Annotated in this window: 27 protein-coding genes; 14 read left to right on the top strand and 13 right to left on the bottom strand. The window is 64.4% G+C overall.

Annotated elements, in window-relative coordinates; all coding sequences use genetic code 11:
- Positions 1–3: 3 nt before the first annotated feature.
- On the top strand, positions 4–1,320 hold the full coding sequence (locus LB566_RS06015; protein WP_224623729.1) for an HlyD family type I secretion periplasmic adaptor subunit: 1,317 nt from the start codon (positions 4–6) through the stop codon (positions 1,318–1,320).
- A 50-nt stretch (positions 1,321–1,370) separates the two neighbouring features.
- On the opposite strand, the gene LB566_RS06010 is transcribed toward LB566_RS06015, so the two are convergent.
- Positions 1,371–2,681 carry a hemolysin family protein gene (locus LB566_RS06010; RefSeq protein ID WP_224623728.1) on the bottom strand — a complete coding sequence of 437 codons (1,311 nt, stop codon included), beginning with the start codon at positions 2,679–2,681 and terminating at the stop codon, positions 1,371–1,373.
- A 111-nt stretch (positions 2,682–2,792) separates the two neighbouring features.
- Between LB566_RS06010 and LB566_RS06005 the strand changes: the two genes are divergently transcribed.
- Positions 2,793–2,993, top strand: a complete 201-nt coding sequence (locus LB566_RS06005; protein WP_224623727.1) for a zinc-binding dehydrogenase — start codon at positions 2,793–2,795, stop codon at positions 2,991–2,993.
- 9 nt (positions 2,994–3,002) lie between these two features.
- Here LB566_RS06005 and LB566_RS06000 read toward each other — a convergent pair whose 3' ends face one another.
- The 4 genes from LB566_RS06000 to LB566_RS05985 form a co-directional block, all read right to left on the bottom strand.
- Positions 3,003–3,710 (bottom strand): LssY C-terminal domain-containing protein, encoded by a 708-nt coding sequence (locus LB566_RS06000; protein WP_224623726.1) that lies wholly within the window; start codon positions 3,708–3,710, stop codon positions 3,003–3,005.
- Between the two features lie 61 nt (positions 3,711–3,771).
- Positions 3,772–4,584, bottom strand: coding sequence for an extensin family protein (locus LB566_RS05995; RefSeq protein ID WP_224623725.1), 813 nt, complete (start codon positions 4,582–4,584; stop codon positions 3,772–3,774).
- 110 nt (positions 4,585–4,694) lie between these two features.
- Positions 4,695–5,858 carry an extensin family protein gene (locus LB566_RS05990; protein ID WP_411910460.1) on the bottom strand — a complete coding sequence of 388 codons (1,164 nt, stop codon included), beginning with the start codon at positions 5,856–5,858 and terminating at the stop codon, positions 4,695–4,697.
- A 17-nt stretch (positions 5,859–5,875) separates the two neighbouring features.
- Positions 5,876–6,301: a DUF3775 domain-containing protein gene (locus LB566_RS05985; RefSeq protein WP_224623724.1), complete on the bottom strand. Its 426-nt coding sequence runs from the start codon at positions 6,299–6,301 to the stop codon at positions 5,876–5,878.
- A gap of 149 nt (positions 6,302–6,450) precedes the next feature.
- On the opposite strand from LB566_RS05985, the gene LB566_RS05980 reads away from it, so the two are divergent.
- Positions 6,451–6,984, top strand: a complete 534-nt coding sequence (locus LB566_RS05980; protein ID WP_224623723.1) for a tetratricopeptide repeat protein — start codon at positions 6,451–6,453, stop codon at positions 6,982–6,984.
- Positions 6,985–7,249: 265 nt separating this feature from the next.
- Positions 7,250–7,723, top strand: coding sequence for a transcription elongation factor GreA (gene greA / locus LB566_RS05975; RefSeq protein ID WP_008877613.1), 474 nt, complete (start codon positions 7,250–7,252; stop codon positions 7,721–7,723).
- Positions 7,724–7,793: 70 nt separating this feature from the next.
- Here the strand turns inward: greA and waaC are convergent, their stop codons facing one another.
- From waaC to rfaD, 3 genes are read right to left on the bottom strand one after another with little or no spacing between them, the layout of a single operon-like run.
- The gene (waaC, locus tag LB566_RS05970) at positions 7,794–8,777 is read right to left on the bottom strand and encodes a lipopolysaccharide heptosyltransferase I (RefSeq protein ID WP_224623722.1); all 984 of its coding nucleotides are present in this window, start codon (positions 8,775–8,777) and stop codon (positions 7,794–7,796) included.
- Entirely contained in the window at positions 8,774–9,781 is a 1,008-nt protein-coding gene (waaF, locus tag LB566_RS05965) for a lipopolysaccharide heptosyltransferase II (RefSeq protein ID WP_224623721.1), read from the bottom strand. The genes waaC and waaF overlap by 4 nt, the downstream gene beginning before the upstream one ends.
- Positions 9,754–10,704 (bottom strand): ADP-glyceromanno-heptose 6-epimerase, encoded by a 951-nt coding sequence (rfaD, locus tag LB566_RS05960; RefSeq protein WP_224623720.1) that lies wholly within the window; start codon positions 10,702–10,704, stop codon positions 9,754–9,756. Before rfaD ends, waaF begins: the two co-directional genes overlap by 28 nt.
- A 214-nt stretch (positions 10,705–10,918) precedes the next feature.
- On the opposite strand from rfaD, the gene LB566_RS05955 reads away from it, so the two are divergent.
- The 4 genes from LB566_RS05955 to LB566_RS05940 all read left to right on the top strand — a co-directional run bounded on the left by LB566_RS05955 (position 10,919) and on the right by LB566_RS05940 (position 14,393).
- A complete protein-coding gene (locus LB566_RS05955; RefSeq protein WP_224623719.1) occupies positions 10,919–11,551 on the top strand; it encodes a LysE family translocator in 633 nt (210 codons plus the stop codon).
- Between the two features lie 125 nt (positions 11,552–11,676).
- Positions 11,677–13,170 carry a D-glycero-beta-D-manno-heptose-7-phosphate kinase gene (gene rfaE1, locus LB566_RS05950; protein WP_224623718.1) on the top strand — a complete coding sequence of 498 codons (1,494 nt, stop codon included), beginning with the start codon at positions 11,677–11,679 and terminating at the stop codon, positions 13,168–13,170.
- Between the two features lie 7 nt (positions 13,171–13,177).
- Complete coding sequence (locus LB566_RS05945; RefSeq protein ID WP_224623717.1) at positions 13,178–13,750, top strand: SIS domain-containing protein; 573 nt, start codon at positions 13,178–13,180, stop codon at positions 13,748–13,750.
- Positions 13,743–14,393: an HAD-IIIA family hydrolase gene (locus tag LB566_RS05940; RefSeq protein ID WP_224623716.1), complete on the top strand. Its 651-nt coding sequence runs from the start codon at positions 13,743–13,745 to the stop codon at positions 14,391–14,393. The genes LB566_RS05945 and LB566_RS05940 overlap by 8 nt, the downstream gene beginning before the upstream one ends.
- Positions 14,394–14,408: 15 nt before the next feature.
- Here the strand turns inward: LB566_RS05940 and LB566_RS05935 are convergent, their stop codons facing one another.
- The gene (locus tag LB566_RS05935; protein WP_140549922.1) at positions 14,409–15,203 is read right to left on the bottom strand and encodes a glycosyltransferase family 2 protein; all 795 of its coding nucleotides are present in this window, start codon (positions 15,201–15,203) and stop codon (positions 14,409–14,411) included.
- Positions 15,204–15,366: 163 nt separating this feature from the next.
- The gene (locus tag LB566_RS05930) at positions 15,367–15,846 is read right to left on the bottom strand and encodes an Lrp/AsnC family transcriptional regulator (protein WP_224623715.1); all 480 of its coding nucleotides are present in this window, start codon (positions 15,844–15,846) and stop codon (positions 15,367–15,369) included.
- Positions 15,847–16,098: 252 nt separating this feature from the next.
- Between LB566_RS05930 and trxB the strand changes: the two genes are divergently transcribed.
- Both trxB and LB566_RS05920 read left to right on the top strand, forming a co-directional pair.
- Positions 16,099–17,073: a thioredoxin-disulfide reductase gene (trxB, locus tag LB566_RS05925; protein WP_140495955.1), complete on the top strand. Its 975-nt coding sequence runs from the start codon at positions 16,099–16,101 to the stop codon at positions 17,071–17,073.
- Between the two features lie 89 nt (positions 17,074–17,162).
- Complete coding sequence (locus tag LB566_RS05920) at positions 17,163–18,059, top strand: LysR family transcriptional regulator (RefSeq protein WP_140495954.1); 897 nt, start codon at positions 17,163–17,165, stop codon at positions 18,057–18,059.
- 13 nt (positions 18,060–18,072) lie between these two features.
- Here the strand turns inward: LB566_RS05920 and LB566_RS05915 are convergent, their stop codons facing one another.
- Positions 18,073–18,570: a methyltransferase family protein gene (locus LB566_RS05915; RefSeq protein WP_224623714.1), complete on the bottom strand. Its 498-nt coding sequence runs from the start codon at positions 18,568–18,570 to the stop codon at positions 18,073–18,075.
- An 859-nt stretch (positions 18,571–19,429) separates the two neighbouring features.
- Positions 19,430–21,481, bottom strand: a complete 2,052-nt coding sequence (locus LB566_RS05910) for an elongation factor G (protein WP_140549927.1) — start codon at positions 21,479–21,481, stop codon at positions 19,430–19,432.
- Positions 21,482–21,808: 327 nt separating this feature from the next.
- Here LB566_RS05910 and LB566_RS05905 point away from each other — a divergent pair, with 327 nt between their 5' ends.
- Positions 21,809–22,204: a cupin domain-containing protein gene (locus LB566_RS05905; protein WP_140495951.1), complete on the top strand. Its 396-nt coding sequence runs from the start codon at positions 21,809–21,811 to the stop codon at positions 22,202–22,204.
- 56 nt (positions 22,205–22,260) lie between these two features.
- Here LB566_RS05905 and LB566_RS05900 read toward each other — a convergent pair whose 3' ends face one another.
- On the bottom strand, positions 22,261–23,463 hold the full coding sequence (locus LB566_RS05900) for a pyridoxal phosphate-dependent aminotransferase (RefSeq protein ID WP_224623713.1): 1,203 nt from the start codon (positions 23,461–23,463) through the stop codon (positions 22,261–22,263).
- Between the two features lie 215 nt (positions 23,464–23,678).
- On the opposite strand from LB566_RS05900, the gene LB566_RS05895 reads away from it, so the two are divergent.
- From LB566_RS05895 to LB566_RS05885, 3 genes are all read left to right on the top strand, one after another.
- The gene (locus LB566_RS05895; RefSeq protein ID WP_224623712.1) at positions 23,679–24,569 is read left to right on the top strand and encodes an EAL domain-containing protein; all 891 of its coding nucleotides are present in this window, start codon (positions 23,679–23,681) and stop codon (positions 24,567–24,569) included.
- Positions 24,566–25,414: an EAL domain-containing protein gene (locus LB566_RS05890; protein ID WP_224623711.1), complete on the top strand. Its 849-nt coding sequence runs from the start codon at positions 24,566–24,568 to the stop codon at positions 25,412–25,414. The genes LB566_RS05895 and LB566_RS05890 overlap by 4 nt, the downstream gene beginning before the upstream one ends.
- A gap of 113 nt (positions 25,415–25,527) precedes the next feature.
- A complete protein-coding gene (locus LB566_RS05885) occupies positions 25,528–26,136 on the top strand; it encodes a glutathione S-transferase family protein (RefSeq protein WP_224623710.1) in 609 nt (202 codons plus the stop codon).
- Positions 26,137–26,170 lie beyond the last annotated feature (34 nt).

Genomic DNA, 26,170 nt, shown 5'->3' with positions numbered 1-26,170 from the left:
ACGATGGCAGTGCAGGGCCTCGCCGGGGAACGCAGTCCGCGCACCGACACGGGACGCGTGGCATTGGCCGGCTATGCCGCGATAGCGGTATTTGCAGGTTGCTTCGGCTATTGGGCGGTCAGCGCCCCGTTGGCCGGCGCGGTGATCACGCAAGGCACGATCTCGGCGATGGGCGGGAACATCCTCATCCAGCACCCCGAGGGCGGCATCGTCCAGGAGTTGCTGGTCCATGAAGGCGATCGCGTGCGGCAGGCGCAGGATCTGATCGTGCTGGATCCAACCGCCGCGCAGGCCGAGCTCAACCGGCTGACGAGGCAGTCGATCGCGCTCAGGGCAAGTGCGGCGCGGCTGGAGGCGGAGCGGGACGGGCTGGACAGGCTGGCGCCGATCACGACAGCGGCGCCGGTGCCGCTTCAGCACGATTTCGAAATGCTGGTTCGGGAACAGCAGAAGGAGTTCGACGCCAGGCTCGCCCGGTTCCGGTCGGAACGATCCATCCTCGCGCAGCGGGTCGCCATGCATCGGCAGTCCGTCGTGGGATTGAACGCCCAGAAACAAGCCATCCAGCAGCAGGTCGAGGTGGTGAAGAAGGAGCTCGGCATCAAGACCAGCCTTTTGGACAAGGGCCTGACCAACCGCACCGAATACTCCCAGCTCCTGCGCAGCGAAGCCGACCTCGTCGGCCAGGCGGGGGCACTGGAGGCCAATCTTGCATCGGCCAGCACCCAGATCGTCGAAGCGCAGGAGCAGACCGAGCGCTTGACCACGCAACGGGTGGAGGAGGCGCTGACGAAGCTGGACGAGGTTCGCTCAAACCTGGCCGACATCGAGGAACAGATCAGGGCGGCCGCGGCGGTGCTGCGGCGCACGACAATCAAGGCGCCGGCAGCGGGCATCGTGGTGTCGTCGACCTACAATTCCAAGGGCAGCGTAATTGCCCCCGGCGAAAAGATCATGGAGATCCTGCCGACAGCATCGGGATTGGTCGTAGACGCGAAGCTGCGGCCGAAGGACATCGATCAGGTGCGCGTCGGCCAGACGGCGAAACTGCGATTGTCCGCCTTGAACACGCGGCTCACGCCCGAGGTTCCAGCCACCGTGACACAGGTTTCCGCGGATCGGCTGATCGACGAGGCTACGCGTGAACCCTATTTCCGGGCGAAGCTGAAGATCGACGCCCTGCCATCCCGCGTGAAGCCCGAACAGCTCTATCCCGGGACGCCGGTCGAGGCGTTCATCAGCACTGGCGACCGGACTTTCCTGGAATATCTCGCGCGGCCGATGCTCGATTCCTTCGCCCGCGCCTTCACGGAGCAGTAGGCGCGGACCGACGGCCAATGACCGCTTGGCTCGAGACGACGTTCGAACAGTCAGCGCACCACTTCGCGGTGGCCGCTGGGCAGGCGCGTGGCGATCAGCTTGTCGATGCGACGGCCGTCGAGATCGACCACCTCGAAGCGCCAGCCTTGCGCGTCGACGCATTCGCCGGCCGCCGGCAGATGGTGCATGTGCGACAGCACATAGCCGGCGACGGTCTCGTAGTCGCGGTTTTCCGGCAAGTCGATGCCCAGCACCTCGGCCATCTCGTCGGCCTGCATATAGCCGGCAAGCAGCCATGAGCCGTCGTCGCGCTTGACGGCATTCTCCTCCTCGCCGGCTTCGAGGTCCGAACGGAAAACGCCGGTGATGGCCTCCAGGATGTCGGCGGGGGTGACGATGCCTTCGAAATGGCCGTACTCGTCATGCACCAGCGCCATCGGCACGTCGGATTCCTTCAGCGTCTGCAGCACGTCGAGCGCGTCGGCCTGGTCGTGCACGATGGGCGCGGCGCGCACGTGGCGGCGCGGGTCGAGCGCGCGGCCGCCCAGCAGCGCCGCGAGCACGTCGCGCGTCTGGACGACGCCGATCATGGCGTCGACGCCGCCGTCGCCGGCGGGCAGGCGCGAATGCTGTGTGTCCATCAATAGCTTGCGGATGGTGGCATCGTCGGACTGGAGATTGATCCAGTCGACCTCGGTGCGCGGCGTCATGACGGCGCGCACGGCGCGGTCGCCAAGCCGCATGACGCCAGCGATCATGCGGCGCTCGTCGGATTCGATGGTGCCGTGATGCTCGGCCTCGGCGACCAGCATCTTGATCTCCTCGTCGGTGACCTTCTCCTCGCTCTCGCCGCGCTGGCCGAGCAGCCAAAGCACGGCCCGGCCGGAAATGTCGAGCAGGAAGACCAGCGGCGCCGAGACGGTGGCGAGGACGGTCATGGCCGGAGCGGCGCGCACGGCGACCCGCTCGGGATCGCGCAGCGCGATCTGCTTGGGCACGAGTTCGCCGATGATCAGCGAGGCGTAGGTGATGATGGCGACGACGATGCCGACGCCGAGCGGATCGGCGATGTTTTCGCGGATGCCGTTCGAGGCCAGAAACTGCGCCAGCCTTTCGCCGAGCGTGGCGCCGGAAAAGGCGCCGGACAGCACGCCCACCAGGGTGATGCCGATCTGCACCGAGGACAGGAACTTGCCGGGGTTGGAGCCAAGCGCAAGCGCCCGGCCGGCGCCCTTGACCTCGCGGTCGATCATTGCCTTGAGGCGGGCCGGCCGCGACGAGACGATGGCAAGCTCGGACATTGCCAGAAGGCCGTTCACGCAGATGAGGACGACCACGGTGGCGATTTCAACATACAGCATCAGGGGTCAATAGCATTGCCGTGCTGGATTGGAAAATAGTCAGCAGCCGTTTTCAAGAAGATGACAGCGCATGCGGCCCGGTCAGACGGCATCCCAGGGCGGCGCCGAAAAATGCTCGACCAGCGCAACCGCATCGTCGTGCAAGGCATATCGATAGGCCACCGCCGCGCCTTCGAGCGGATGAACCAGACGATCGAGGTGCTCGGCATCCGGCCGGTGGTCGACAAGGTCTTCGGCTTCGAGGAGGTGGCGCAGGCCTTCCAGCATCTGGAGAAGGGACCGTTCGGCAAGGTCGTGATCGTCACGAGTTGACTTCAGCCATCACGGCAGTTGCTTCAGCACGCCGAGCACGGCCTTGCCGTCGGTGAAATAGGGGTCGCCGCCGCCGTTGCGCCCGTGCGTGGTGGCGCCGATGCCTTCCAGGTCGCTGGTTGAAACCAGCATCCCGGCGGTGGTCAAATCCCGGATAAGAAAGTCGCGTTCGGCGTCGATATCGGGGCCGATATGATGGGTGATGGCGCCGGTGTCGTGGCTCAGGCCCACGCCACGGTCGAAACTGGCCGAGCCAAGCCATAGCGGACGGCCGTCGTCGCCCGTGGCATCGGTCTGCCAGAAGCGCACATGATGACGGCGGTCGGCGCTCACGCCGACGGGCTTTTCGAAAGCGAGATCCTGGGCGCGGCCTTCGAACAGCAGCCGGCTCACCGGCGCGTCCGGATAGGGGCGCGAAAACAAGACGCTTTCGCCGATATCGATCGCGGTTCTCAGCGTCACGGCGTCGGCCGTGTCCCAGCCAGCGACGGCGAAGGCATGGACAACCTCCTTTTGCGTGCCGATCAGGCCGACATTGATCGGGTCGCCCGGAATGCCTTGCGGGGTGTGCGTCACCATCTCGAAGCTTTGGCTGCGAAAGCCGCGATCGCGAAACGTCCAGAATTCCGGCGCGGCGACATAGGCCAGCGCCAGATAGGCCGCCAGGAGCAACACCAGCCAGGTCGCAGCGCGTCGTCGGAAGCTTCGTTGGCTCATCGATGCCGCTCGAGTTCTACGACATCACTGTAAGCGGCGAAGCCGCCGCCAGGCAAAGGGATCAGCGGCAGGCGCGATAGCCGCTCTTGCGGTTCTTGATGTCGAAGTGGAAATGGTTGCGGTGGTCGTAATTGTAGCCGGGGCCGAGCACGGTGGTGAAATACTGGCAGCCGTCGGCGCGCACATTGTTGAGGAAGCCGCGGGTGCGGAAGGCGAACAGGCCGGGCTTGCGCACGTCGATGTCGTCGCCATTGTTGAGTTCGATGCTCATGACGTCGAGCGCGTTGCCCTTGCCGTGTTCCGACAGCACGCCTTCGCCGGCGATGTTGCGGCAGGAATAGCTGGACCCCTGGTGGATGGTCCTGACGCCGGAGAAGTAGCGCCAGCGGGCGGAAGGAACGAGCTCGTTCTTCGTCCACGCGGCGAAGCTGGCGGCCATGTCGCAGGTCAGCGTCGCGGCGGGCTTCATCTCGACGCTGCCGATGGCAGTGACCTTGACCGGATAGTCGATGCCGCACTGGCCTTCATGGATCGGCGCCAGATCGGTGAAGGTGACGCCGAGGCGCCTCAGCTGCTGACGGCAGTCGGTCTCGCCGGCCGGCATCTGCTCGACCGACGACATCGGCTCGTCCATGCGTGGATAGGCGGCCTGCGTCATGTAAGGATTGGAAGGAACCAGCCGCTGCATGCCTGAATATTGCGGCACGGCCGCGGTCTGCGCGCCGACATCGACGGCCGGCTCCAGTGCCAGCACGTTGCCGGTGTTGCAGGCCGACACCGCTGCCAGCGCAAGCAGGGCGGCCAGCCCGCCGGCCGCGCGCGCGCGTTTCGATTGCCGCGCAAGCGCCAGCGCGGCACGAAATATCCCGTCCATCGGCAGTCCCTTTTCCCGATAGGCGGGATTTTAACGATCAACGGTAAAGGAAAAATCAGCGCCGGCGTTCATGCCTGCGGCCGAATTGCGGCATCGCTTCTGAGCCGGCCCTACTGACAGAAGGTACCGCCGTGGCGGCGCGGCTCGAGGTCGAGGTGCAAATGCAGCGAATGATCGGCATCGCTGCCCGGGCCCAGTACGGTCTTGAACGGCCCGCAGGCGGCCTTGCGCACCGCGTCGAGGAATTTGGCGTCCTTGTCCGGTGGCGCCGGGCCGACCTCGATCGTCCTGCCGTCCGCAAGTGTGAAGCTGGCGATATCGAGCGCATTGCCGAAGGCATGTTCGGACAGTTTGCGCGTGCCGTTGCGCGGCCGGCACACAAAGGCCGATGCCTGGCCGATCGATTTCAGGTCGGCGCCGAATTCGGCTTTCGCCGCCGGCTGGATGACATCGCCGGCAAAGCGTGCCGCCGCCTCGGCCATTGCGCAATTGAGCTCGGCGCCTGGGGCAATGGCGATCGACTTGCCAAGGCTGTTCAGCACCAGGGGATAGGGGATCGAGCAGCCGATACCGCGATCGCTTTCTGCCTTGTGCTCCTCGAATTCGACGCCGAGACCCCTCAGCCGCTCGCGGCAGGCGACTTCCTCGGCAGGCATTTTCGCGTCGGGCAGGTCAGCCGAACGCGGGTCGGGAAGCATCTCCTTTTTGTCCGCGTCCGCCGGTTTTGGCGGGGGTGGCGGAGCGAGGGCCGGCGGCTCAACCTCCGGTTCCCCAGTCTCAGGCCTTTGTGTCGGCGTCGGCGCCACGGCTGGTGGCTCCGGTTCGCTTTTCGCATCGGCTGGCGGCTCGGGCCGGGCTTGTTGCTTCTGAGGCGATCCCTCGTCCTGGAACCGGTCGGATGTTGCGGCTGGATTTTGCGTGTTCGGTTCTGTCGCCTCTGGCGTGTCAGCGGGGCGCGGTTCAGGCACTGGGACATCCGCACGTACCGGGATAGGATTTTGCGTCCTCTGCCGTGCCGGCTTCGGCTTGCGATGCCTTTCGCCGCGCGGTTTCAGCGGCCGGTCGACCCGCGGCGTCAGCGGTTGTTCCACCCGTGGTGAAAGTGGCTCGCGATGTCTGTGACGATGTTTGGCATCGGCCGGCGTCACCAGCAGAGCTGTCACGACCACGAACAATGCAATCCTGTATTTTCGGGAAAAGCTCAGTGTTGCCATCGCTTCGAAACGGCGCCGGGATGCCCGAAGTTGCCTGGAAGAGCGCTTAGGCCCGATCACAATCGGTTACCGGCGCGTTACGCGCCGATCGCTTCCAGCCCTTCCTCCAGCCAATCGGCGAGCAACGGCAAGCCGAGCAGGTATTTGGCCGTGTGCCTGTTGGCGCGCTCGCGCGCGGCGGCGACGGCGTCGGCCCATTCCGAGGCGTCGTAGTCGCCGCGGCCGACCCAGGCGAGCGCGACGAGTTCGGCTGCCTCGTCGACATTGAGGTCGTTGATCAGCTCGCGCAGTTCCTCTTCGGTGAGGTTTTCCGAGCTTTCCTCGGCGAGTCCGTCATGGTGGTGATTGTCACGGGTGTCGCCGTCGAACTCGATTTCGTGTTCGGCGCCGTCGGCATAGTCTTCATTGATGGCGGCACTCAGCGCCTTGCATTTGAGGATGAGCAGCCGCACGGTGTCGGGTCCGATCGTCAGATCCCAGTTCTTTTCAAGCCGTCGCTGCACTGGCGGTCTCCGCTGGCTCAGCTTTCATTGCCGCCGATGATAGCGGATTTCGGGCATCCGTCACCTCATGTTAGCCCCTTGCTTTTTTCCGGGATGAAACCGCCGACACGCTGCGTTAGTGTTGCATTCTCACCCTCCAGGAGGCTCCGATGCATAAAAGAGTGCTGATCCAGGCGGCGAGCGCGCTTCTCGCCCTGCAGTTCCTTGCCGTTCCGGTGTTTGCCGCGGGCAGCGGTAACGACACCAGTACGACTACCAAATGCAAAAAAGGCATGGTCTGGGACAAGAAGAAGAACAAGTGCGTCGCACCCCAGGAAGGCATGCTGGACGACGACAGCATCTATGATGCCGGGCATGACCTGGCGATGGCCGGCCGCTATGACGAAGCGATCGCCGTGCTCAGCCTCGCCGCCAACAAGCAGGACCCGCGCATCCTCAACTATCTCGGCTATTCGCACCGCCATTCCGGCCGCGTCGCCGTTGGCCTCGGCTATTACGAGGAAGCGCTGCGCATCGACCCCAACTACACGCTGGTGCGCGAATATCTTGGCGAGGCCCATCTCCAGATCGGAGACCTGGCCGGCGCCCAGCAACAGCTGATGGAGATCGAAAAGCGGGCCGGCAAAGGGTCGCGCGAATACGGCATGCTGGCCGAACAGATCGATCATTTCATGAGGAGCTGATCCTTCATTGCCTTTCGAACCGGCCGCGAGCAATCACGGCCGGTTTTTTGTTGCCATGCCGGCTCCTGCGACGGTGCGCGCGAAAACGGTGATGATTTCTTCAGAAACCGATTTTTGGACGTGAAAACCCCGCAAAGATTGCTATATTCAGGGAAATTGCGGTGAACGGTTCCGTTAGCCCAAGGCTGCCGGACCGTTTTCTTTTTGCACCATCGACAAGGCTTTCCCCGAAAGACGGGGGTGGCGGCAGGAAAGGTCAGGTATCATGAACAAGGTCCCGATGACAGGCGAGGGGTTCGCGTCATTGAAGGAAGAACTGCGCTGGCGCCAGCAGGAGGAGCGGCCGCGCATCATCGAGGCGATCTCCGAAGCGCGCTCGCATGGCGACCTGTCCGAAAATGCCGAATACCATGCCGCCAAAGAGGCGCAGAGCCTCAATGAGGGCCGTGTCAACGAGCTCGAGGATCTCATCGCCCGGGCCGAAGTCATCGACGTCACCAAGCTCAGCGGCGACAAGGTCAAGTTCGGCGCCACCGTGGTGCTGGTCGACGAGGACACCGAGGAGAAGAAGACCTACCAGATCGTCGGCGATCAGGAGGCGGACGTGAAGTCCGGCCGCATCTCGATTTCCTCGCCGATCGCGCGGGCGCTCATCGGCAAGGAAGTCGGCGACGCCATCGAGGTCAATGCGCCGGGTGGTGCAAGGGGCTACGAGATCGTCCAGGTGCAGTTTATTTAAGGAGCTCGAGGGGCGCTGATCTGCGCGTTTTTAGCCAAGATTGGCAGCGCCAGCTTTCCGATTGGATAGATCAATTCTTGCCAGCGGCGGCGTCACCCTGGTGCTCCATCAGCCTCTCAGCCTCAGCCACCACCTCCGCCGGCGTCACCCGCCCACCCGGCGCGGCCAGCAGCGTCGATGCATACGGCCCGCGTGGACCGGTTAAACCCGGCTCCGTCGCTAAAAACACCGCGACCGTCGGCAGCCCGAAGGCGCTGGCGAGATGGGTCAGCCCCGTGTCGGCGCCGATCACCAGTGTCGAGCGGCCGAGCATCGCCGCGATGTCGGCCAATGGGGATTTACGCACGATGTTCGTGGCCGGCACGGCCCCGGCGATCGCTTCGGCCATCGCCTGTTCGCGCTCGTTCGACCAGGTCGTGACCGGCGTCATGCCCCGCTCAACCAGCAGGCGGCCGGTTTCGATCCAGTCTTCAACCGGCCACTTCTTGTCCTCACGGCTGGTGCCGTGCAGCAGGAAGGCCGTTTTGCCGGCTATGCCGGTCAGATTGCCGGGCGGCGGCACGATGCCCGAATCCAGCATCGAAAGATCGGGCTGGTAGCCCAACGCCAGCCCGAAAAGCCGCCGCGTCCGTTCGATGGCGTGGAGGTTGCGGGGTACGGCGTGGCCGACATCGTAAAGCAGCGTTGCCGAAGGCTCGCGCGCGCTCGAACGGTCGAAGCCGGCGATCGGCGCCTTCGCCTGCCTGGCCAGCAGCGCCGACTTCAACAGGCCTTGCGCATCGATGACCAGATCGTAGCGGCACGCGCGCAAGGCGCGTCGCAAGACGGTCGCCTCGCGCCAGGTGCCCCTATCGAAGAGATGTTTTCGCCAACGCCGGATGGCGACCGTGTGAATGGTGCCGACTGCGGGATGCAGCGCGACGATGCCGGCGAAAGCCTCCTCGACGCACCAGTCGAACGCAATATCGGGCCGTGCGCGGCGCGCATCCTGGAGCGCCGGAAAAGTGTGGATGACGTCGCCCATCGACGATGTCTTGACGATCAGCACCTTCATGCGGCGGCCGGGATGTCCAGCAGCCGGTCCGCTGCCGCCATGACCCGTGCGACCTCGAGCGTCTTCAGGCAATTGAGGTGGCCGAGCGGACAGATCTTGCGGTGGCAGGGCGAGCAGGACAGGCCGAGCCAGACCAGTTCGCGCCGTTCGGCCAGCGGCGGGGTGTTCTGTGGCGAGGTCGAACCATAGACGGCGACAACCGGCGTGCCGACCGCCGCCGCAACATGCATCAGCCCGCTGTCGTTGGAGACCGCCAGTCCGGCGGCCGCGATCAGGTCGATGGCGTCCTCCAGCCGTGTCCGGCCGGCCAGGTCGACCACGCCAGGAGCGAGGGCGGCGATCTCCGCGGTCACGTCGCGGTCGTTCTTCGACCCGAACAGCGCGACCTTGAACCTTCTGGCCATGAACTCCCGGGCAAGGCCGGCATAGTGTTCGCTCGGCCAGCGTTTGGCCGGGCCGAACTCGGCACCCGGCATCAGCGCCACGAATTTCTGCTGCTCCAGGCCGAAACGGTCGAGCAGGGCGGCCTGGTTGTTGGCGTCCACCGTCAGATGAGGCGCCTGGAAACCGCCACCCCGTGCAAGGCCGAAATAGGCCTGCGCCGTGCGCCGTTTCACGGCCTCCGGCAGCGGAACGATATCGGTCAACAGGCCGTAGCGCATTTCCCTGAGATGGCCGAAACGGCGTGGAATACGGGCAAAGAACGGGATCAGCGCCGACTTCCAACTGCCCGGCAGGATATAGGCGCTGTCGTATCGGCCGCGCAGCAGGCGGCCGAAGCGGCGGCGATGTGCAAATTCGAGCGCGCCGGGTTTCAGCGGGAAATCGATCTGCTGGCGGACCTCAGGCATACGCTTGACCAAAGGGGCCGCCCACGCCGGCGCCAGCACGTCGATCGCTAAATTTGGATGAAGCTCCCTCAGCGCCGAGAACAGGCACTGCGCCATCACCATATCGCCCACCCAGCGTGGGCCGATCACGAGGATCGCTGGGCTTTCAGCCATTCGACATAGTCTCTGACGCCGGTTTCGACGCTGCGGAATTGCCCATTGTAACCGGCCGCGCGCAGACGCGACATATCAGCTTGCGTGAAGCTCTGGTAGCTGCCCTTGAGGTGGTCGGGAAAGGGGATGTACTCGATCTCGCCCTTGCCCATCGCGTCGATGACGGTTTCGGCAATGGCGCGGAAGGGTTGCGCCCGGCCGGTGCCGCAATTGAAGATGCCGCTCGCGCCGCGCTTCCACAGCCACAGATTGACATCGGCGACGTCGCCGACATGGATGAAGTCGCGGCTTTGCTCGCCGGGACCGAAGCCGTCATGGGCGCCGAACAGCTTTGGATTCTCGCCACGCCCGACCTGGTTGAACAGATGGAAGGCGACCGAGGCCATGGCGCCCTTGTGCGCCTCGCGCGGCCCATAGACGTTGAAGTAGCGCAGGCCCGCGACCTGCGAATGATCGGTATCGAAGACATTGCGCCTGACATAGTCATCGAACAGCTTTTTTGAATAGGCGTAGACGTTGAGCGGCCGCTCAAGCTCCGGCTCCTCGCGGAACTCGGAGCCGCCGCCATAGACCGACGCCGAGGAGGCGTAGAGGAAGGGCACGCGCAGCGCCAGGCAGGCATGCAGCAGCCGCTTCGAATAGGCGTAGTTCACCTCCATCATGAACTTGCCGTTCCATTCGGTGGTGGTCGAGCAGGCGCCCTGATGGAAGACGGCCTCGATGCGGCCGAGCCCGCCATCCTCGATGCGGGCCAGGAAATCGCCCTTGTCGAGATAGTCGGCGATCCGCAAGTCAGCAAGGTTGGCGATCTTGTGGCCATCGGTAAGGTCGTCGACGACCAAAATGTCGTCATGACCCTCGGCATTGAGCGCGGCGACGATGTTGGCGCCGATCATGCCGGCGCCGCCCGTGACGATGATCATGAACGCCCTCTGGTTGCTTGCGATTCCGGTCCTTATAAGGGAGGCTTGCGAGGCTGTCGACAAAGCAGGGTGGCGGGGCGGCCCCCGATGTCGGCACGAAGGATGGGCGAAACCCCGCCGCGATTGCCTTGCGCGGCGCAGCGCGCCACAGTGGCGCCGCAAAGCTGCCGCTTCAGTCGGCTCGCGCCGCCGGGCGCTATCATAGGGGCCATGAATGCCGTCGACCGAACTGCTCATCGCATTTTTCGCCACCACGGCGATCTTCGCCTATATTCCGGGCCCGGCAATGCTCTATGCCGCCGCGCAAACGATGGCGCGCGGCCGCTGGTCCGGCCTGACGGCAGCGCTCGGCATTCATCTGGGCGGCTATGTTCACGTCTTTGCCGCCGCCGCCGGACTGTCGGTGCTTTTCCACGCCGTGCCGCCGCTCTACATGGCGGTCAAGCTCGTCGGCGCGCTTTACCTGATCTGGCTCGGTGTGACGCTGTTCCGCAAGCGCGCGGAAGGTGACATGGCACTGCCGGCGATCGAGCGGAAATCGGCTCGCCGTGCCTTTTTCGAGAGCATCACCGTCGAGGTGCTCAATCCGAAGACCGCGATCTTCTTCATGGCCTTCCTGCCCCAGTTCATCGATGCCTCTGCCGCATTCCCGGTCTGGCTGCAATTCGTCGTGCTGGGCACGACAGTCAATCTGATGTTCTCCTCGGCCGATATCGTCTGCGTGTTCCTGGCTGGTGCCGTGATCGGCAGGCTGCGACGCTCCGGCAGCGCGCAGCGCATGATGCAGCGAGTGGGCGGCGCCGTGCTGGTCGGGCTCGGCGTCCATGTCGCCTTGCAGAAGAGCTGACGAGGCCAACCGGCGTTGCGCTGGCACGAATTGCGGTATATCGGCATCGCCATGAACGACCGGTCCCGGCCAATTTGTCCCCGATGCATCTTTAAAACCGGTTTTTTGCGCGCGTTGCCAGTGACATGATCAAGCACGACCCACTTTCCCCCGAACCCCTGCATCGCGCCATCGCGCATTTCGGCCAGGCCACCGTGCTGGTGGTCGGCGATCTCATTCTCGACCGTTTCGTCAACGGCATCATCGAGCGGATTTCGCCGGAAGCGCCGATCCCGGTGCTCCATGGGCGCGGCGAGAGCCTGGCCATGGGCGGCGCCGGCAATGTCGTGGCCAACATCATCTCGCTCGGCGCCGCCGCCATTCCGGTCTCGGTGATCGGCTCCGATACGGCAGGCGACAGCCTGGTGCGCATGCTCGGCGAACTTGGCGCCGACACGACGGGCCTGGCGCGGGAGCGCGGCCGCATGACCTCGTCCAAGAGCCGCTTCAGCGCGCTCAACCAGCAGGTGCTGCGCTTCGACGAGGAGGAGATCAGGCCGCTCGGTGCGGCGGAACGCGCGGCGTTGGTCCAGCATTTCCGCACCGCGCTGGCGCGCGCCGATATCGTCATCCTGTCCGATTACGGCAAGGGCATCCTGCTCGAAGGCGTCGCCGGCGAATTGATCGCGATCTGCCGCGAGGCGGGGAAGCCGGTGCTGGTCGATCCGAAGGGCCGGGATTATGCTCGCTATGCCGGGGCGACCGCCATCACGCCTAACCGCAAGGAACTCGGCGAAGCGGTCGAACGGCCGGTGTTCAGCGATGACGAGATCGTGGCCGCGGCGCGCGAACTGCTTGACGCGCATGGCTTCGACTTCGTCGTCGCCACGCGCAGCGAGAAAGGCATGAGCGTCGTCAGTCCGGCGGAAGCGCGCCACATCGCCACCCAGGCGCGCGAAGTGTTCGATGTGTCGGGCGCCGGCGATACGGTGATCGCGACCTTCGCGCTGGCGCTTGCCGCCGGCGCCGATCCGGCCGCGGCCGCCTCCATCGCCAATGCCGCCGGCGGCGTTGTGGTGGGAAAGCGCGGCACCGCACGGCTGACGGTCGAGGAACTCACCGGCGCACTGTTCCGCTCGCACGGACCGACCGCCCACAAGGATGCCATTCTCGACGCCGCATCGGCCGCGCGCATGGTCGCGGCCTGGAAGGAAGAGGGCCTGAGCGTAGGCTTCACCAATGGCTGTTTCGACATCCTGCATGCCGGTCACGTCAGTCTGCTGCACGCGGCGCGCAGCCAGTGCGACCGGCTGGTGCTCGGCCTCAACAGCGATGCCTCGGTGCGCCGGCTGAAAGGGCCGGAACGGCCCGTCAACGACCAGCACGACCGCGCCTGCGTTCTGGCGGCCCTGGCCTCGGTCGATGCCGTCGTGGTGTTCGACGAGGACACGCCGCTGGCGTTGATCGAGGCGCTTCTGCCCGACATACTGGTCAAGGGCGCCGACTACACGGTCGACACCGTGGTCGGCGCGGACGTGGTGCAGAAAGCCGGCGGGCGCGTGGTCCTGGTCGATCTCGTCGCCGGCAAGAGCACGACCGGCACCATCGGCAGGCTGCGCTCGGCCGGCAACAAGAATTGAGGGTTTCATGTCCGAACTGAACGATTATCTGGTCCGCTCGGCGGCCGCGATCACGGCGTTGGTCGAGCGCGATCTCACAGGCGCGATGGAACGTGCGGCGAGCGCGATCGTTGCCGCCCTTTCGTCGGGCAAGGCGCTGCTGATCTGCGGCAATGGCGGTTCGGCCAGCGACGCCATTCACATCGCCGGCGAACTGGTCGGCCGCTTTCTCAAGGAGCGCAAGGGCTACAATGTCATCGCGCTGCCGGCCAATGCCGCGGTGCTGACCGCCTGGGGCAATGATTACGGCTTCGACACCGTTTTTTCGCGCCAGGTCGAGGCGCATGGAGCGGCCGGCGGCGTGCTTCTGGCGATCTCGACCAGTGGCAATTCGCCGAGCATACTGGCCGCCGCCGAACAGGCGCGGACCATGGACATGACGGTGATCAGCCTGACGGGCGACACAGGCGGCAAGCTCGCGCCGCTCACCGACATCCTGCTCAACGTGCCCTCGACCTCGACGCCGATCATCCAGCAGGGGCATCTGTGCCTCTACCATCATCTGTGCGAGGTGGTGGAAGCGCGCCTCAGCAATGGCTGACAAGGCGCCGCACCCGCTGGCCGAGCCGGGCCTGTGGGTGGAGCGGATCGGCTGCAGGGTTTTTCCCACCGGCCAGCCGGCGCTGTTTCTCGATCGCGACGGCACCATCAATGTCGATACCGACTATCCCAGCGATCCGGCCGAGATCGAGCTCCGGCCGCAGATGCTGCCGGCGATCGCCGCCGCCAACAATGCCGGCATCCCGGTCGTGGTGGTGACCAACCAGTCCGGCATCGCGCGCGGCTTTTTCGGCTGGAGTGCCTTCGCCGATGTGAACCGCCGCGTGCTCGACCTGTTGCGCGATCAGGGCGTTGTCGTGGACATGGTGCTGGCCTGCGCCTACCACGAGGCCGGCGTGGGGCCGCTGGGCATATCGGACCACCCGATGCGCAAACCCAATCCCGGCATGCTCTTCGAGGCGGCGAAACGCCTCGATCTCGACCTCCGGCGATCCGTGATCGTCGGCGACAAGCTGGCCGACATGGAGGCAGGCCTGGGCGCCGGCCTGCCGCAGGGCTGGCTCGTCGACGGCAAGGCGCAGCTTCGCTCCGGTTTCATCATCAAGCCCTTGCGGGACAGCAGCGACCTCGACGGTCTTGTCGCCGCCATAGGGCGGCTCGATGGGCGAGCCAAGCCGTCCTGACCCGGATCCGACCGCTCACGCCGGTTCGCTGCCTTGCGAGGCCTCGTACAGTTTGGCCTCGGTGGCGAAGGAATAGATCATTACCGACATCGAGTAGACGAAGCCGTGCCGGCCGCACAGGAAGTAGCGCTTGGCCAGATAGAATTTCAGGAAGTTGCCGAGCGGCGAAAGCACCAGCCGCACCAGGCCCGGCTTCTTGCCTTTCTCGACCAGCGTGGCCGCCTTGAGGCTGGAATAGGCATTTGCGCGGGCGATATCCTCCTCGACCGATATTTCGCGACGATGCAGCAGCACGCCGCTTTCGATCGTGCTGGTCTCGCCGGAAACGCCGAAGGACTCGTGCACCCGTGCGGTCACGTCCATGGTTGCGCCTTCCCGGCGGAAAAGCCGCAACAGCCTGTTATGCAGCACCCAGCGATGGGCATAGCCGTAGCCCTTCAGCCAGTCGCGGCGGCGGATGTACCATCCGCTGATACCGGCGTCCGCCATCTCGACGGCCGCCACGATCGACTGCCGCAGCCGGTCGTCGACGCGTTCGTCCGGGTCGATCGAAAGGCACCAGGGCTGCGTGGCGTGTTCGAGCGCGAATTGCCGCTGATGCGGAAAACCCGGCCACCCATTGTGCAGCAGCTTTATCGGATAGCCCTCGGCGACAAACTGTCGAACGATGTCCAGCGTGGCGTCGGTGGAGCCTGAATCGACGATGACGATCTCGGCGCAAAAGTCGATGCTTTCGAGGCAAGGGCCGATCATATCGGCCTCGTTCATGCAGATGATGAGCGCCGAAATCGGGCTTGCAAACCTGGTCATGGTCCCCTTCCACGGCGGATTGTCGTTGGAACTTACGCTGCTTGGGCAAGGAAACCAATCAGGCGCCAAATCGTACAGGACTGCGGCTGCCTGTGTCTGTCCGTTATCAACGCGGCGGCGATGTGGCGAAATTCCCGAATTCGCATCGGGCGCCGTCATCGCGTCACGGCCGCTCGAACGAGACCAGCCCTTCATCCTTGACCCGGCGGATGGTGAGGGCTGTGCGCACCGTGTCGACGTTCGGCGTGGAGGTCAGCTCCTCGATGACAAAGGTCTGGAAGGCGCCGAGGTCGCTTGCCACGCAGTGCAGGAGGAAATCGGATTCGCCCGACACCATCCAGGCATCGCGTACGACCGGCCAGCCGCGCGTGCGCTCGGCGAAGGTGCGAAGCTCGGCATCGGCCTGATGGTGCAGGCCGACCAGGCAGAAGGCGACTACGTCGAGACCGAGCGCCGGCGCGTTGAGCAGCGCCCGATAGCCGCGAATAATGCCGGCTTCCTCCAGCCGCTTGACGCGGCGCAGGCAAGGCGGTGCCGAAATGCCGACGCGGTTCGACAGTTCGACATTGGTCATGCGTCCATCTGCCTGCAATTCGCGCAGGATCTTCCAGTCGATTGCGTCGAGATCGGCCTTGAGCGGCATTTTTCGGGGCTTTCGATGATTATGGGTGGCGAAAGAATCTTGCGGGATTTTGTAATTAAACGACTTTGCTGTCCACGCCATCCCCCACGGGGAAATCCCGCGCCGTACCGGAGCGGTTCGCCCGGTGCGACAAAGCTTTCCGGGGACGAACGCCAACTTGCCTTGCTGGCGTCGTGGGCAACACTTACATTACGCGCGATATCGACGAGTTTTCCATGCCGCAAACGCCGGCAGTCCTCCGCAGAGGCTTTCATGACCACCAAGCACGCGCCTGTCCTCATCATCGGTTCCGGCCCGGCCGGTTATACCGCGGCGATCTATGCCGCCCGCGCCATGCTGAAGCCGATGCTGGTCGCCGGCCTGCAGCAGGGGGGGCAGCTGATGATCACCACCGACGTCGAGAACTATCCCGGTTTCGGCGAACCCATCCAGGGTCCGTGGCTGATGAGCGAGATGCTCAGGCAGGCCGAGCATGTCGGCACCGACATCATCGCCGACATCATCACCGAGGTCGATCTCAACGTGAGGCCGTTCCGCGCAACGGGCGATTCCGGCACCGTCTACACGGCCGATGCCCTGATCATCGCCACCGGCGCGCAGGCCAAATGGCTTGGCATTCCAACCGAACAGACCTTCATGGGCTTCGGCGTATCGGCTTGCGCCACCTGCGACGGCTTCTTCTATCGCGGCAAGGATGTCGCGGTGGTCGGCGGCGGCAATTCGGCGGTGGAAGAAGCACTCTATCTGTCGAACCTCGCCAAGAGCGTGACGGTCATCCACAGGCGCTCGGACTTCCGCGCCGAACGCATCCTGCGCGAACGGCTCTTGAAGAAGGATAATGTCCGCGTCATCTGGGACACGGTTGTCGACGAGATCACCGGCCGTCCGGGCAAGACGCCACTGCCGCCGTCGGTCGAAGGGTTGAAGCTGCGCAACGTGGTGACGGGTGTCGAGACGCAGCTCGAGGTCGACGGCGTGTTCGTCGCGATCGGCCATGCGCCGGCGGTCGAGCTGTTCGTCGGCAAGCTGAAGCAGAAGCCGAACGGCTATCTGTGGACGGCGCCGGATTCGACGCGCACCGACGTGCCCGGCGTGTTCGCCGCCGGCGACGTGACCGACGATATCTACCGCCAGGCGGTGACCGCGGCGGGGCTGGGCTGCATGGCGGCGCTCGAGGCGGAGAAGTACCTGGCAGGCATCGAGGTGCATCGCGAGGCGGCCGAATAGCCGTTCGCAAACTGTTGAAAGAGCGGCTTAGAAACGCCGTGTAAAAGCCTGATTTTTCATTCAGACGCCAAACAGGAACGAGGGGAATCATGGCGTTGGACTGGGATAAGCTACGCGTGTTTCACGCTGCGGCGGAAGCGGGGTCGTTTACGCATGCGGCCGAGACGCTGCACCTGTCGCAATCGGCGATTTCGCGCCAGGTCAGCGCGCTCGAGCACGATGTCGGCGTGCCGCTGTTCAACCGCCACGCCCGCGGCCTGGTGCTGACCGAACAGGGCGAGATGCTGTTCCGCACGGCGCATGACGTGCTGATGAAGCTCGAGACCATCAAGTCGCGGCTGACCGAAACCAAGGACCGCCCGTCCGGCGTACTCCGGGTCACGACCACGGTCGGGCTCGGCGCCGGCTGGCTGACCGAGCGCGTGCAGGAATTCATCGAGCTCTATCCTGAAATCAGCCTGCAGCTGATCCTCGCCAACGAGGAGCTCGACCTCACCATGCGCCAGGCCGATTGCGCCATCCGGCTGCGCCAGCCGCAGCAGCCGGACCTCATCCAGCGCCGCCTGTTCACGGTGCATTTCCACCTCTATGCGTCACCCGGCTATATCGCCAAGCATGGCAGGCCGGCTTCGGTGGCCGAGCTCAAGGCGCATCGCATCGTCACCTTCGGCGTGCCGGTGCCCGCGCATCTGTCGGAGTTGAACTGGCTGGAAACGGTTGGCGATTTCGAGGGCGGCCAGCGCGTGCCAACGCTGCAGATCAACGATATTTTGTCCATCAAGCGCGCGGTGCAGGGCGGCGCCGGCATCGCCATGCTGCCCGACTATGTCATCTCCAAGGATTCCGGCCTGGTGCAGCTTCTGCCGGAAACGGAGGTGCCTTCCTTCGACACCTATTTCGCCTATCCGGACGCGATGAAGAACCAGGCGAAGCTGCACGTGTTTCGCGACTTCATCATCGCCAAGGCGCGGAGCTGGTCATATTGACCGCAGATGGCCCTCATCCCCGCCAAGGCGTTAGCCGGGGCAGCCAGCCCGGCACGTTGCGGCGGTAAGTCTCGTATTCGTCGCCGTAGCGGCGGGCGAGCGTCGGCTCCTCGTAGAGCTTGACGAAGGCGGCCATGGCCGCGGCTGCCATTGCGGCGTAGGCGACAAGCGTCCAGCTTGAAAACAGCAGCGCTTGGCCGAGGATGATCGACAGCACCGCCACATACATCGGATTGCGGACATGGCGGTAGAGCCCGCCGACCACCAGTCTCTCGGTCGGAGCGATCGGAGCAGGCGTGCCGAGGCCTTCAAACGCAAAGCGGGCGAATGCATGCAGCAGCGCCGCCACGGCGACCGCGATGAGAATCCAGCCGAGAGGGGCGAAACCCGGCAGGTTCGACCATGGCCGGTCCCAGCGATCCGTCAGCAGCCACGGCACGAGGCCGGCGACGACACAAGGTGCCGCGATGAAGAAGGCAGCGCTGCCGGCGATCGCTGGAAAGGTTCGCATTGCTTGTCTCTCGTCTACAGCCTGTCGCGCCGAAACCGATTCCTGCGACGCGCTTTTGTGCACGTCGTTGCCCGAACCGGAGGCACTTTTGCGAGACATGCATTAGTTGCCTCGGAAATAAACGCCTGCTGCCTCATTCCACGCCATTGCGCATTTTGACATTCCGGGATGAAAACCGAACATGGTTCGCGGTTCCGCCGTGGCAATTACGTTATCGCGCGTTGCGTTTCGGCGATTCTGCTGGTCCTATCGGCTTCAGGAATGGCTTAGACCACAGCCTGGGTCTTTTTGCATGCGTGTGTTGCAAAATAGATGCTTGTTTCTTGAGCATGATGAGCACATATATAGTTCATCTCCTGGGCGCGTTCTCCTCCCATTAGCGCCCTTGAGTGTTCCCCTCTGGAGGTTAGCCTTAACAGGCACTTCCAATCAAACTCAGCCGGATCTTCATTGATCCGGCTTTTTTGTTGCCCGGGCGCTGCCGGAAGGGCGGGAAAATCCACCGAAATAGCCACGTAACAGTGACATGTAACCTCTGGTAACATGTCAAAGGCGCTCGGTATCTGCTAAGCAGATGATAGGACGCGGTGTGGTCGGACGGGAGATGGGGGCATCACTCGGACGGCCCGGGCTCAGGCGGCTACCGCGTCCGAACCTTCTTTCGCCGAAGCGGCGACTTCAAGATGCGGCGGACCTGCCGTTTTTCCTCCCAAGAAAACGGTCCGCAAACAAAACGGCGTCCGGTCCCCGGGCGTCGTTTTTTTCGCCCCCTCGAACAAGGTTCGAGAGGGCGTCACCCGAATCTCTCTGCATGTCGATGTCCCAAAGCCAAGATCACTTTAGGCGACGGGCATCAGGATCAGGCTGCCTTGCCGTTGGCATTCATCGCTTCGTCGGCGAGCCGGCCGGTGAGTTCGGCCATGTGGTCGAAGACGGCGCGGTAGCTGGCGACGCCTGAGGTGGCCGAGCGCAGCTCAATGATCAGATCGCCGATCTCGGATTGCGGCATGGTCGCCTCGACGACGTCCCATCCTGGCCAGCCGGGCCGCGCGTCGTAGCCGAGGATCTGGCCGCGCCGCTGCGGGATCAGCGCGATGATCTTCGAGGTCGCATCGGATGGCGTCACGATCTCGACCTTCATCACCGGCTCCAGGAGCACGGGCGAACAGCCCGCCATGCCTTCCTTCATGGCAAGCTTGGCCGCCATCTGGAAGGCCATGTCGGAGGAATCGACCGCGTGGTAGGAGCCGTCCGACAGATTGACGGCGACGTCGACGACGGGAAAGCCGAGCGGGCCCGACTTCAGGTAATCGCGTATGCCGCTTTCGACCGACTGGATGTAGGTCTTGGGCACCACGCCGCCGGTGATAGTATCGGTGAACTGGAAACCTGCGCCGCGCGGCAGCGGCTTTATCTCGATCACCACATCGCCGAACTGGCCGTGGCCGCCGGACTGCTTCTTGTGGCGGCCGCGCTGCTGCGCCGATTTGCGGATCGTCTCGCGGTAGGGCACCGCCGGCGGATGGCCTTCGACCGGAATCTGGTTCTTGCCCTCGAGCCGTTCGCGCACGACGCGCAGGTGCATTTCTCCATGGCCCGACAGCACGGTCTCGGCCGAGTCCTGATTATGATGCAGGCTGAGCGAGGGATCTTCTTCGGCCAGCCGCTGGATGGCGGCAGACATCTTCACCTCGTCCTTGCGCTCCTTCGGCCGCAAGGCGAAAGCGAAGACAGGCTGCGGCGGCTCGAACTGGAGCAGCGGCTTCATGCCGCCCTTGGCCGAGGTCAGCGTCTGGCCGGTCTTGACCGCGTCCAGCTTGCCGAGCGCGACCGTGTCGCCGGTCTTCGCCGCGGTGAGCTTCGACTGGTCCTTGCCAAGCATCCTGTAGATGCCGGACACCTTTGCCATCTCGCCGCCGGGCAGCCAGAGCTCGGAGCCATCGGCGACCTGTCCCGAAAGGATGCGCGACACCGACAATTTGCCTCCATGCGGCGTATGGATTGTCTTCATTACCTGAACCACGGTCGCGTTGCCTTCGGGTGCGCCGAGCCGCTTGCGGGTCGCCTCGATGTCGGGCGCATCATGGCGGATCGCCTTCAGGAGGCGCAGCACGCCATTGCCTTTCTCGGCGGTGCCGATCAGCACCGGCGTGACGGCGCCGTCGCGCAGGTCCGCGGCGAGATCGTCGAAGACCGCGTCCTTGGGCGGCTCGATCTCCTCGAGCAGCTGTTCCATCAACTGGTCGTCATGGTCGGCTAGCCTTTCCAGCATCGAAAAACGGGCTTCCAGCTCGCGCGCCTTTTCGTCGCCAGGGATCTGCGCCACCTCGCTCTCGGCATATTCGCGGTAGATGTAGGCGCGTTCGAGCGCCAGATCGATCGAGCCAATGACGACGCCATCCTTGCGCAGCGGGATCTGGCGCAGGAGCAACGGCACCGCACTTGCCGGCTGCAGCATCTTCAGCGTGTCGCGCACGCCCGCGATCGCCTTGTCGACCTTGTTGAGAAACAGGATGCGCGGCACGCCGAGATCGTCGAGCTTGCGCATGATGAGCTGGAGGGCGGGGATCTTCTTCTCATCGGCCTCGGCGACGACCACCGCGAGGTCGCAGGCGGCCAGCACCGGTTCGGCCTCGAAGGAGAATTCGATCGATCCGGGACAGTCGACGAAGGTGAACTGCTCGCCCATGAATTCCGTGGTGGCGAAGGTCGCCTCGACGCTCATGGCGTGGGCGCGCGCCTCGGGCGAATGGTCTGAAACGGTGTTGCCCGAGGAAACCGGGTTCTGGCGGGGAATGGCGCCCGTGCGGGCCAATATGGCTTCGAGAAGTGTCGTCTTACCGCTTGCGAAGGGACCGACTATGGCAATGCATTTCGGTCCCGTGCGTCGTCCTCCGGCGCGATTACCCATGACTGGCCTCCACTCAGGCGTTTCCCTGGGGACCGACTGGCATTCATGGTTCAGGCCAAGGTCAGTCGGTCCTGAGCGGCGGCCGGCCTGTTCGACCGTCGCGGGCGGGCTTGTCTTCAACCGGCCCAAAGGCATCGTCCCACTTGTTTGCCGGCAGGGCAAGGAAAATAGGTGGCCTCAGGGGCTGAGCGCGCGGGGGCGGTCACCGCTGCCTTGCAAGCCGAACAGACCCGGTTGCGTCGCCGGCCATATCGGCCGAAACTAGTGTCTCGAAAGAGGAGCGGCGGCGCCGCCGCCCGCATCGCCACCAGTTCCAGGGATCGAACGATGAAGATCATTGCCTGCGGCAGCACGCCGACCGTCATCGCACCGGAAAAGTACTTCACCGGCCGGGTGCTGCAAACGCCGATCATCGAGAAGGAGGCTCCGGCACGGCTGCGGGCGACATTGGTCAGCTTCGAGCCGGGCGCGCGGACCCACTGGCACACGCATCCGCTTGGCCAGACGCTGTACGTCACGTCGGGCGCCGGCCTCGCCCAGACCTGGGGCGGTCTCATCCAGGAGATCAGGGCAGGGGACGTCATCTCGTTCGCGCCAGGCGAAAAGCACTGGCATGGCGCCGGGCCGAAAACGGCGATGACGCATATAGCCATGCAGGAAGCGCTCGAGGGCGTGCATGCCGACTGGCTGGAAGCGGTGACGCCGGCCCAATATGGCGGCTGAATACCGTGTCGAGCCGATCTAAAAACCCGGCGTTTGGCCGGGTTTTGTTTTCACGATCAGGTCAGTGATGCCGTAAAGCGCTGGATGCGCGTGCACGCTTCCTCCAGCAGCGTCTCCGACGTGGCGTAGGAGATGCGGAAGTTCGGACCGAGGCCGAAGGCCGAACCGAACACCACCGCCACGCCCTCGGCCTCGAGCAGCTCCGAGCAGAAGGCCTCGTCGGTGTCGATCACCTTGCCGGCCTTGGTCTTCTTGCCGATCAACTGGGCGCAGGACGGATAGACATAGAACGCGCCTTCCGGCGAAGGGCAGGAAATGCCGCGCGCCTGGTTGAGCATCGAGACGACGAGGTCGCGGCGCCCCTGGAAGATCGCCTTGTTCTTGGCGATAAAGTCCTGCGGCCCGTTCAGCGCTTCGACCGACGCCCATTGCGCGATGGTGCAGGCGCCCGATGTCTGCTGGCCCTGGATCATGTCCATCGCCTTGATCAGCTGGATGGGCCCCGCGGCGTAGCCAATGCGCCAGCCGGTCATGGCATAGGCTTTCGACACGCCGTTCATGGTCAGCGTGCGCTCATAGAGCTTCGGCTCGACCTCGGCGATGGTCTTGAAGACGAAGTCGCCATAGGTTAGATGCTCGTACATGTCGTCGGTCAGCGTCCAGACATGCGGATGCCTGAGCAGCACGTCGGCGAGCGACCGAAGCTCGGCCTCGGTGTAGGCGGCGCCCGACGGGTTCGACGGCGAGTTCATCAGCAGCCACTTTGTGCGCGGCGTGATCGCCTTTTCCAGCACTTCTGCTGTCAGCTTGAAGCCGTTGTCGATCGAAGTGTCGGCGAACACCGAGGTGCCGCCGCAGATCGCCACCATCTCGGGATAGCTGACCCAATAGGGGCGGGGGATGATGACCTCGTCGCCGGGATTCAGCGTCGCCATGAAGGCGTTGAACAGGATCTGCTTGCCGCCGGTACCGACGATGGTCTGCTCCGGCTTGTAGTCGAGATTGTTCTCGCGCTTGAATTTCTTCGCGATCGCTTCCCGCAGCGGCGCGATGCCCGACACCGGCGGATACTTGGTCTCACCACGGCGGATGGCCTCGATCGCCGCATTCTTGATATTGTCGGGGGTATCGAAGTCCGGTTCGCCTGCACCCAGGCCGATGACGTCGCGGCCGGCATTTTTCAGCTCGCGGGCTTTCTGCGTCACCGCGATGGTGGCGGAAGGCTTCACGCGTGAAAGGGTGTCGGCAAGGAAGGCCATGACCTTTTTCTCTCCAGAAAGGATCGGCGCGGCCAGGAGCGGCCGCGGCGCTTCTCATGTCGCATCATTCCCGTGAGTGCAAGCATTGTCGGCTGGGCCAGTGCCGCAAGGAGGTCAATGAGCCGTGATCTGCAACAGAAAGTTCATTAACGGGCGGTAGAGGCTTGCGTGGCAGGATCGCAACCCAATTGCGCCAGTTCGCGGAGCCAGGAACCTTGTCGCGCAGCATCGGGCTTGCCCATATCATCCGTCATGATGACGGCACCTCGTCAGGTGTCTGGGGCATCTACACGCTGCAAAGCGCCTTCCAGCCGATCTTCGCCTTCAGGGAAGGCAAGCTGTCGGTTGCCGCCTTCGAGGGCTTGATCCGGCCGTTCCGCGACGGCGAGCCGCAATCGCCGATGAGCTTCTTCTCGACCTGTCCGGCCGCCGACCGGCTCCATATCGAGGCGCTGACCAGGACGCTGCATCTGCTGAATGCCGGCGCCTGCCTGCCGCAGGAAGCATCGATCTTCGTCAATTTCGATCCGTCGGTGTTCACCGAGCGCGCCGTTGCCGACAATGCCTTGCGCGAAATGCGCCTGGTGCTCCACGAGGCCGGCATCGATGCGGGCCGTGTCGTGTGCGAGGTGACCGAGCAGCGCTCAGCCTCGCAGGAGACCCTGCATGGCTTCGTCGCGGCATTGAAGGGCAACGGCTTTCGCATTGCCGTCGATGATTATGGCGCCGACGATTCCGACATCAATCGCATCAAGGAGTTGAAACCCGACATCGTCAAGTTCGACGCCCACTGGATCACGCAGCTGATGGAGTCCGGCGCCGGCTTCGCGCTGCTGACGTCCATGGTGAAAAGCTTCGAGGCACAAGGCATCCGCACCGTGTTCGAGGGCATCGAGGAAGGCTGGCAGCTGGAGCTGGCCGAGAAATCCGGAGCTTCGATGGTCCAGGGTTTCGTGCTGGCGCGGCCGGAGCTGGCGCCCACCAGCTTCCGCGTCTTCGGTAGGGATGGGCCGTCGCCCACCGCCGCCGGTGCATCCTCTGTCACGACCGGCGCGCCGCATGCGGCGCGAGCGGCGAAGGTCTTCGGGCGCAGGGGCAAACGATGAGGCCCGAGCGGCGGCGCGATGTCGGCGATGCGATCTTCATGGACGAGGTCGGTATCGAATATGGCGTTTATGGCGATTTCCGCCTGCGCAGCGCCTACCAGCCGATCTTCGCGCCGCGCGGCCGTTTCCTACACGCAACGGCGGTCGAGGGTCTGATCGAGCCGCATCGCGCCGGCCAGCCGGTCGCGGCGCGGGCGTTCTTCGAAGGCGTCGCGGCCCAGGACCGGCTGTTCGTCGAAACCATGTGCCGGGTGCTGCATCTCAGGAATTTCCGCAACATAGGCGTCGATGGGCTCGATCTGTTCTTCAACTACAATCCATTGGTTAACGACCATCGGGGGAGGGCCTTGGCAGAAATCCGGTTGATGAGCAGGCATCTCGGCGAGCTCGGGCTGGCCCCCGGCATGCTGGTCTGCGAAATCACCGAACAGGCGGCCGACGACACGCTGCTGGCCAGGCTGGTGCGCGAGATGCGCCGCAACGGCATCCGCATCGCCATCGACGATTTCGGCACCGGCCACTCGACCGAGGAGCGGGTCAGCCTGCTCCAGCCCGACATCGTCAAGATCGACGGTGGCTGGTTCGCGCAATTCTGCCGGCACGCCGCCGCCGAGCGGTTCTTCCGCCCGCTGGTCTCCAGCCTGCACGACCGCGGCGCCAAGGTCCTGGTCGAGGGCATCGAACAGCCCACCCATCTGCGCGTCGCGCTCGATGGCGGCGTCGACCTGCTGCAAGGTTTTCTGCTTGCCCGGCCGGCGCTGGCCGGGATGATCTTCGACGAGCGGCCGCTCGCCATCGACGCGCTGCTGGGCAGGGACAGCAAGGTGGTGCCGCTGTTCGGGTAGCGCCGCGTGCTACACATCAGCGGCGCTGATCGTCGCGCCAAAACTAATCATTGGCGAGGACGGCGCGGCTGCGATAATCGCGTCTGCACATGGCAGCGCTCGGGGGACCCGCGATGATACTTTACAGCATGATCGACAGCGGCAATTGCTACAAGCCGCGCCTTCTGATGGCCAAGCTCGGCCTCCCTTTCACCACTGTCGAGGTGAGTTCGCACACGGGCGATACGCGAAAAGCGGAGTTCGTCGCCAAGAACCCGAACGCCATGGTGCCCCTGCTGGAACTCGACGACGGAAGGCGGATCGCTGAATCCAACGCCATCCTGCTCTACCTCGCCGAGGGCACGCGCTTCCTGCCCGCGGACAAATATGAGCGCGGGCTCGCCTATCAATGGCTGTTCTTCGAACAGTACAGCCACGAGCCCTATATCGCCGTGCGCAAGGCGCTGCTGACTTTTCCCGAAAGGGCCAAGGACGCCACGCCCGAGCGGCTGGCAGTGACGCTGGAGCGCGGCAACAAGGCGCTGGGCGTCATGGATAAATACCTGGAGAGCAACGCTTTCTTCGCCGGAAACGCCTATAGCATCGCCGATATCGCGCTCTATGCCTATACGCATACGGCGGAGCAGGGCGGCTTCCAGCTCGACGCCTATCCGGCGGTGGCCGCGTGGCTTGACCGTGTGGTGGCGGATCCAGGGCACGTCTCGATGGAGTGGGTAGGGTAGTTTTATCCTCAACCTCGCCGCCGCCTCGCGGCTC

The organism is Mesorhizobium sp. CA13 (assembly GCF_020165235.1).
In the GTDB taxonomy this organism is placed as follows: domain Bacteria; phylum Pseudomonadota; class Alphaproteobacteria; order Rhizobiales; family Rhizobiaceae; genus Mesorhizobium.
This window is presented reverse-complemented; position numbering and strand designations above follow the sequence as displayed.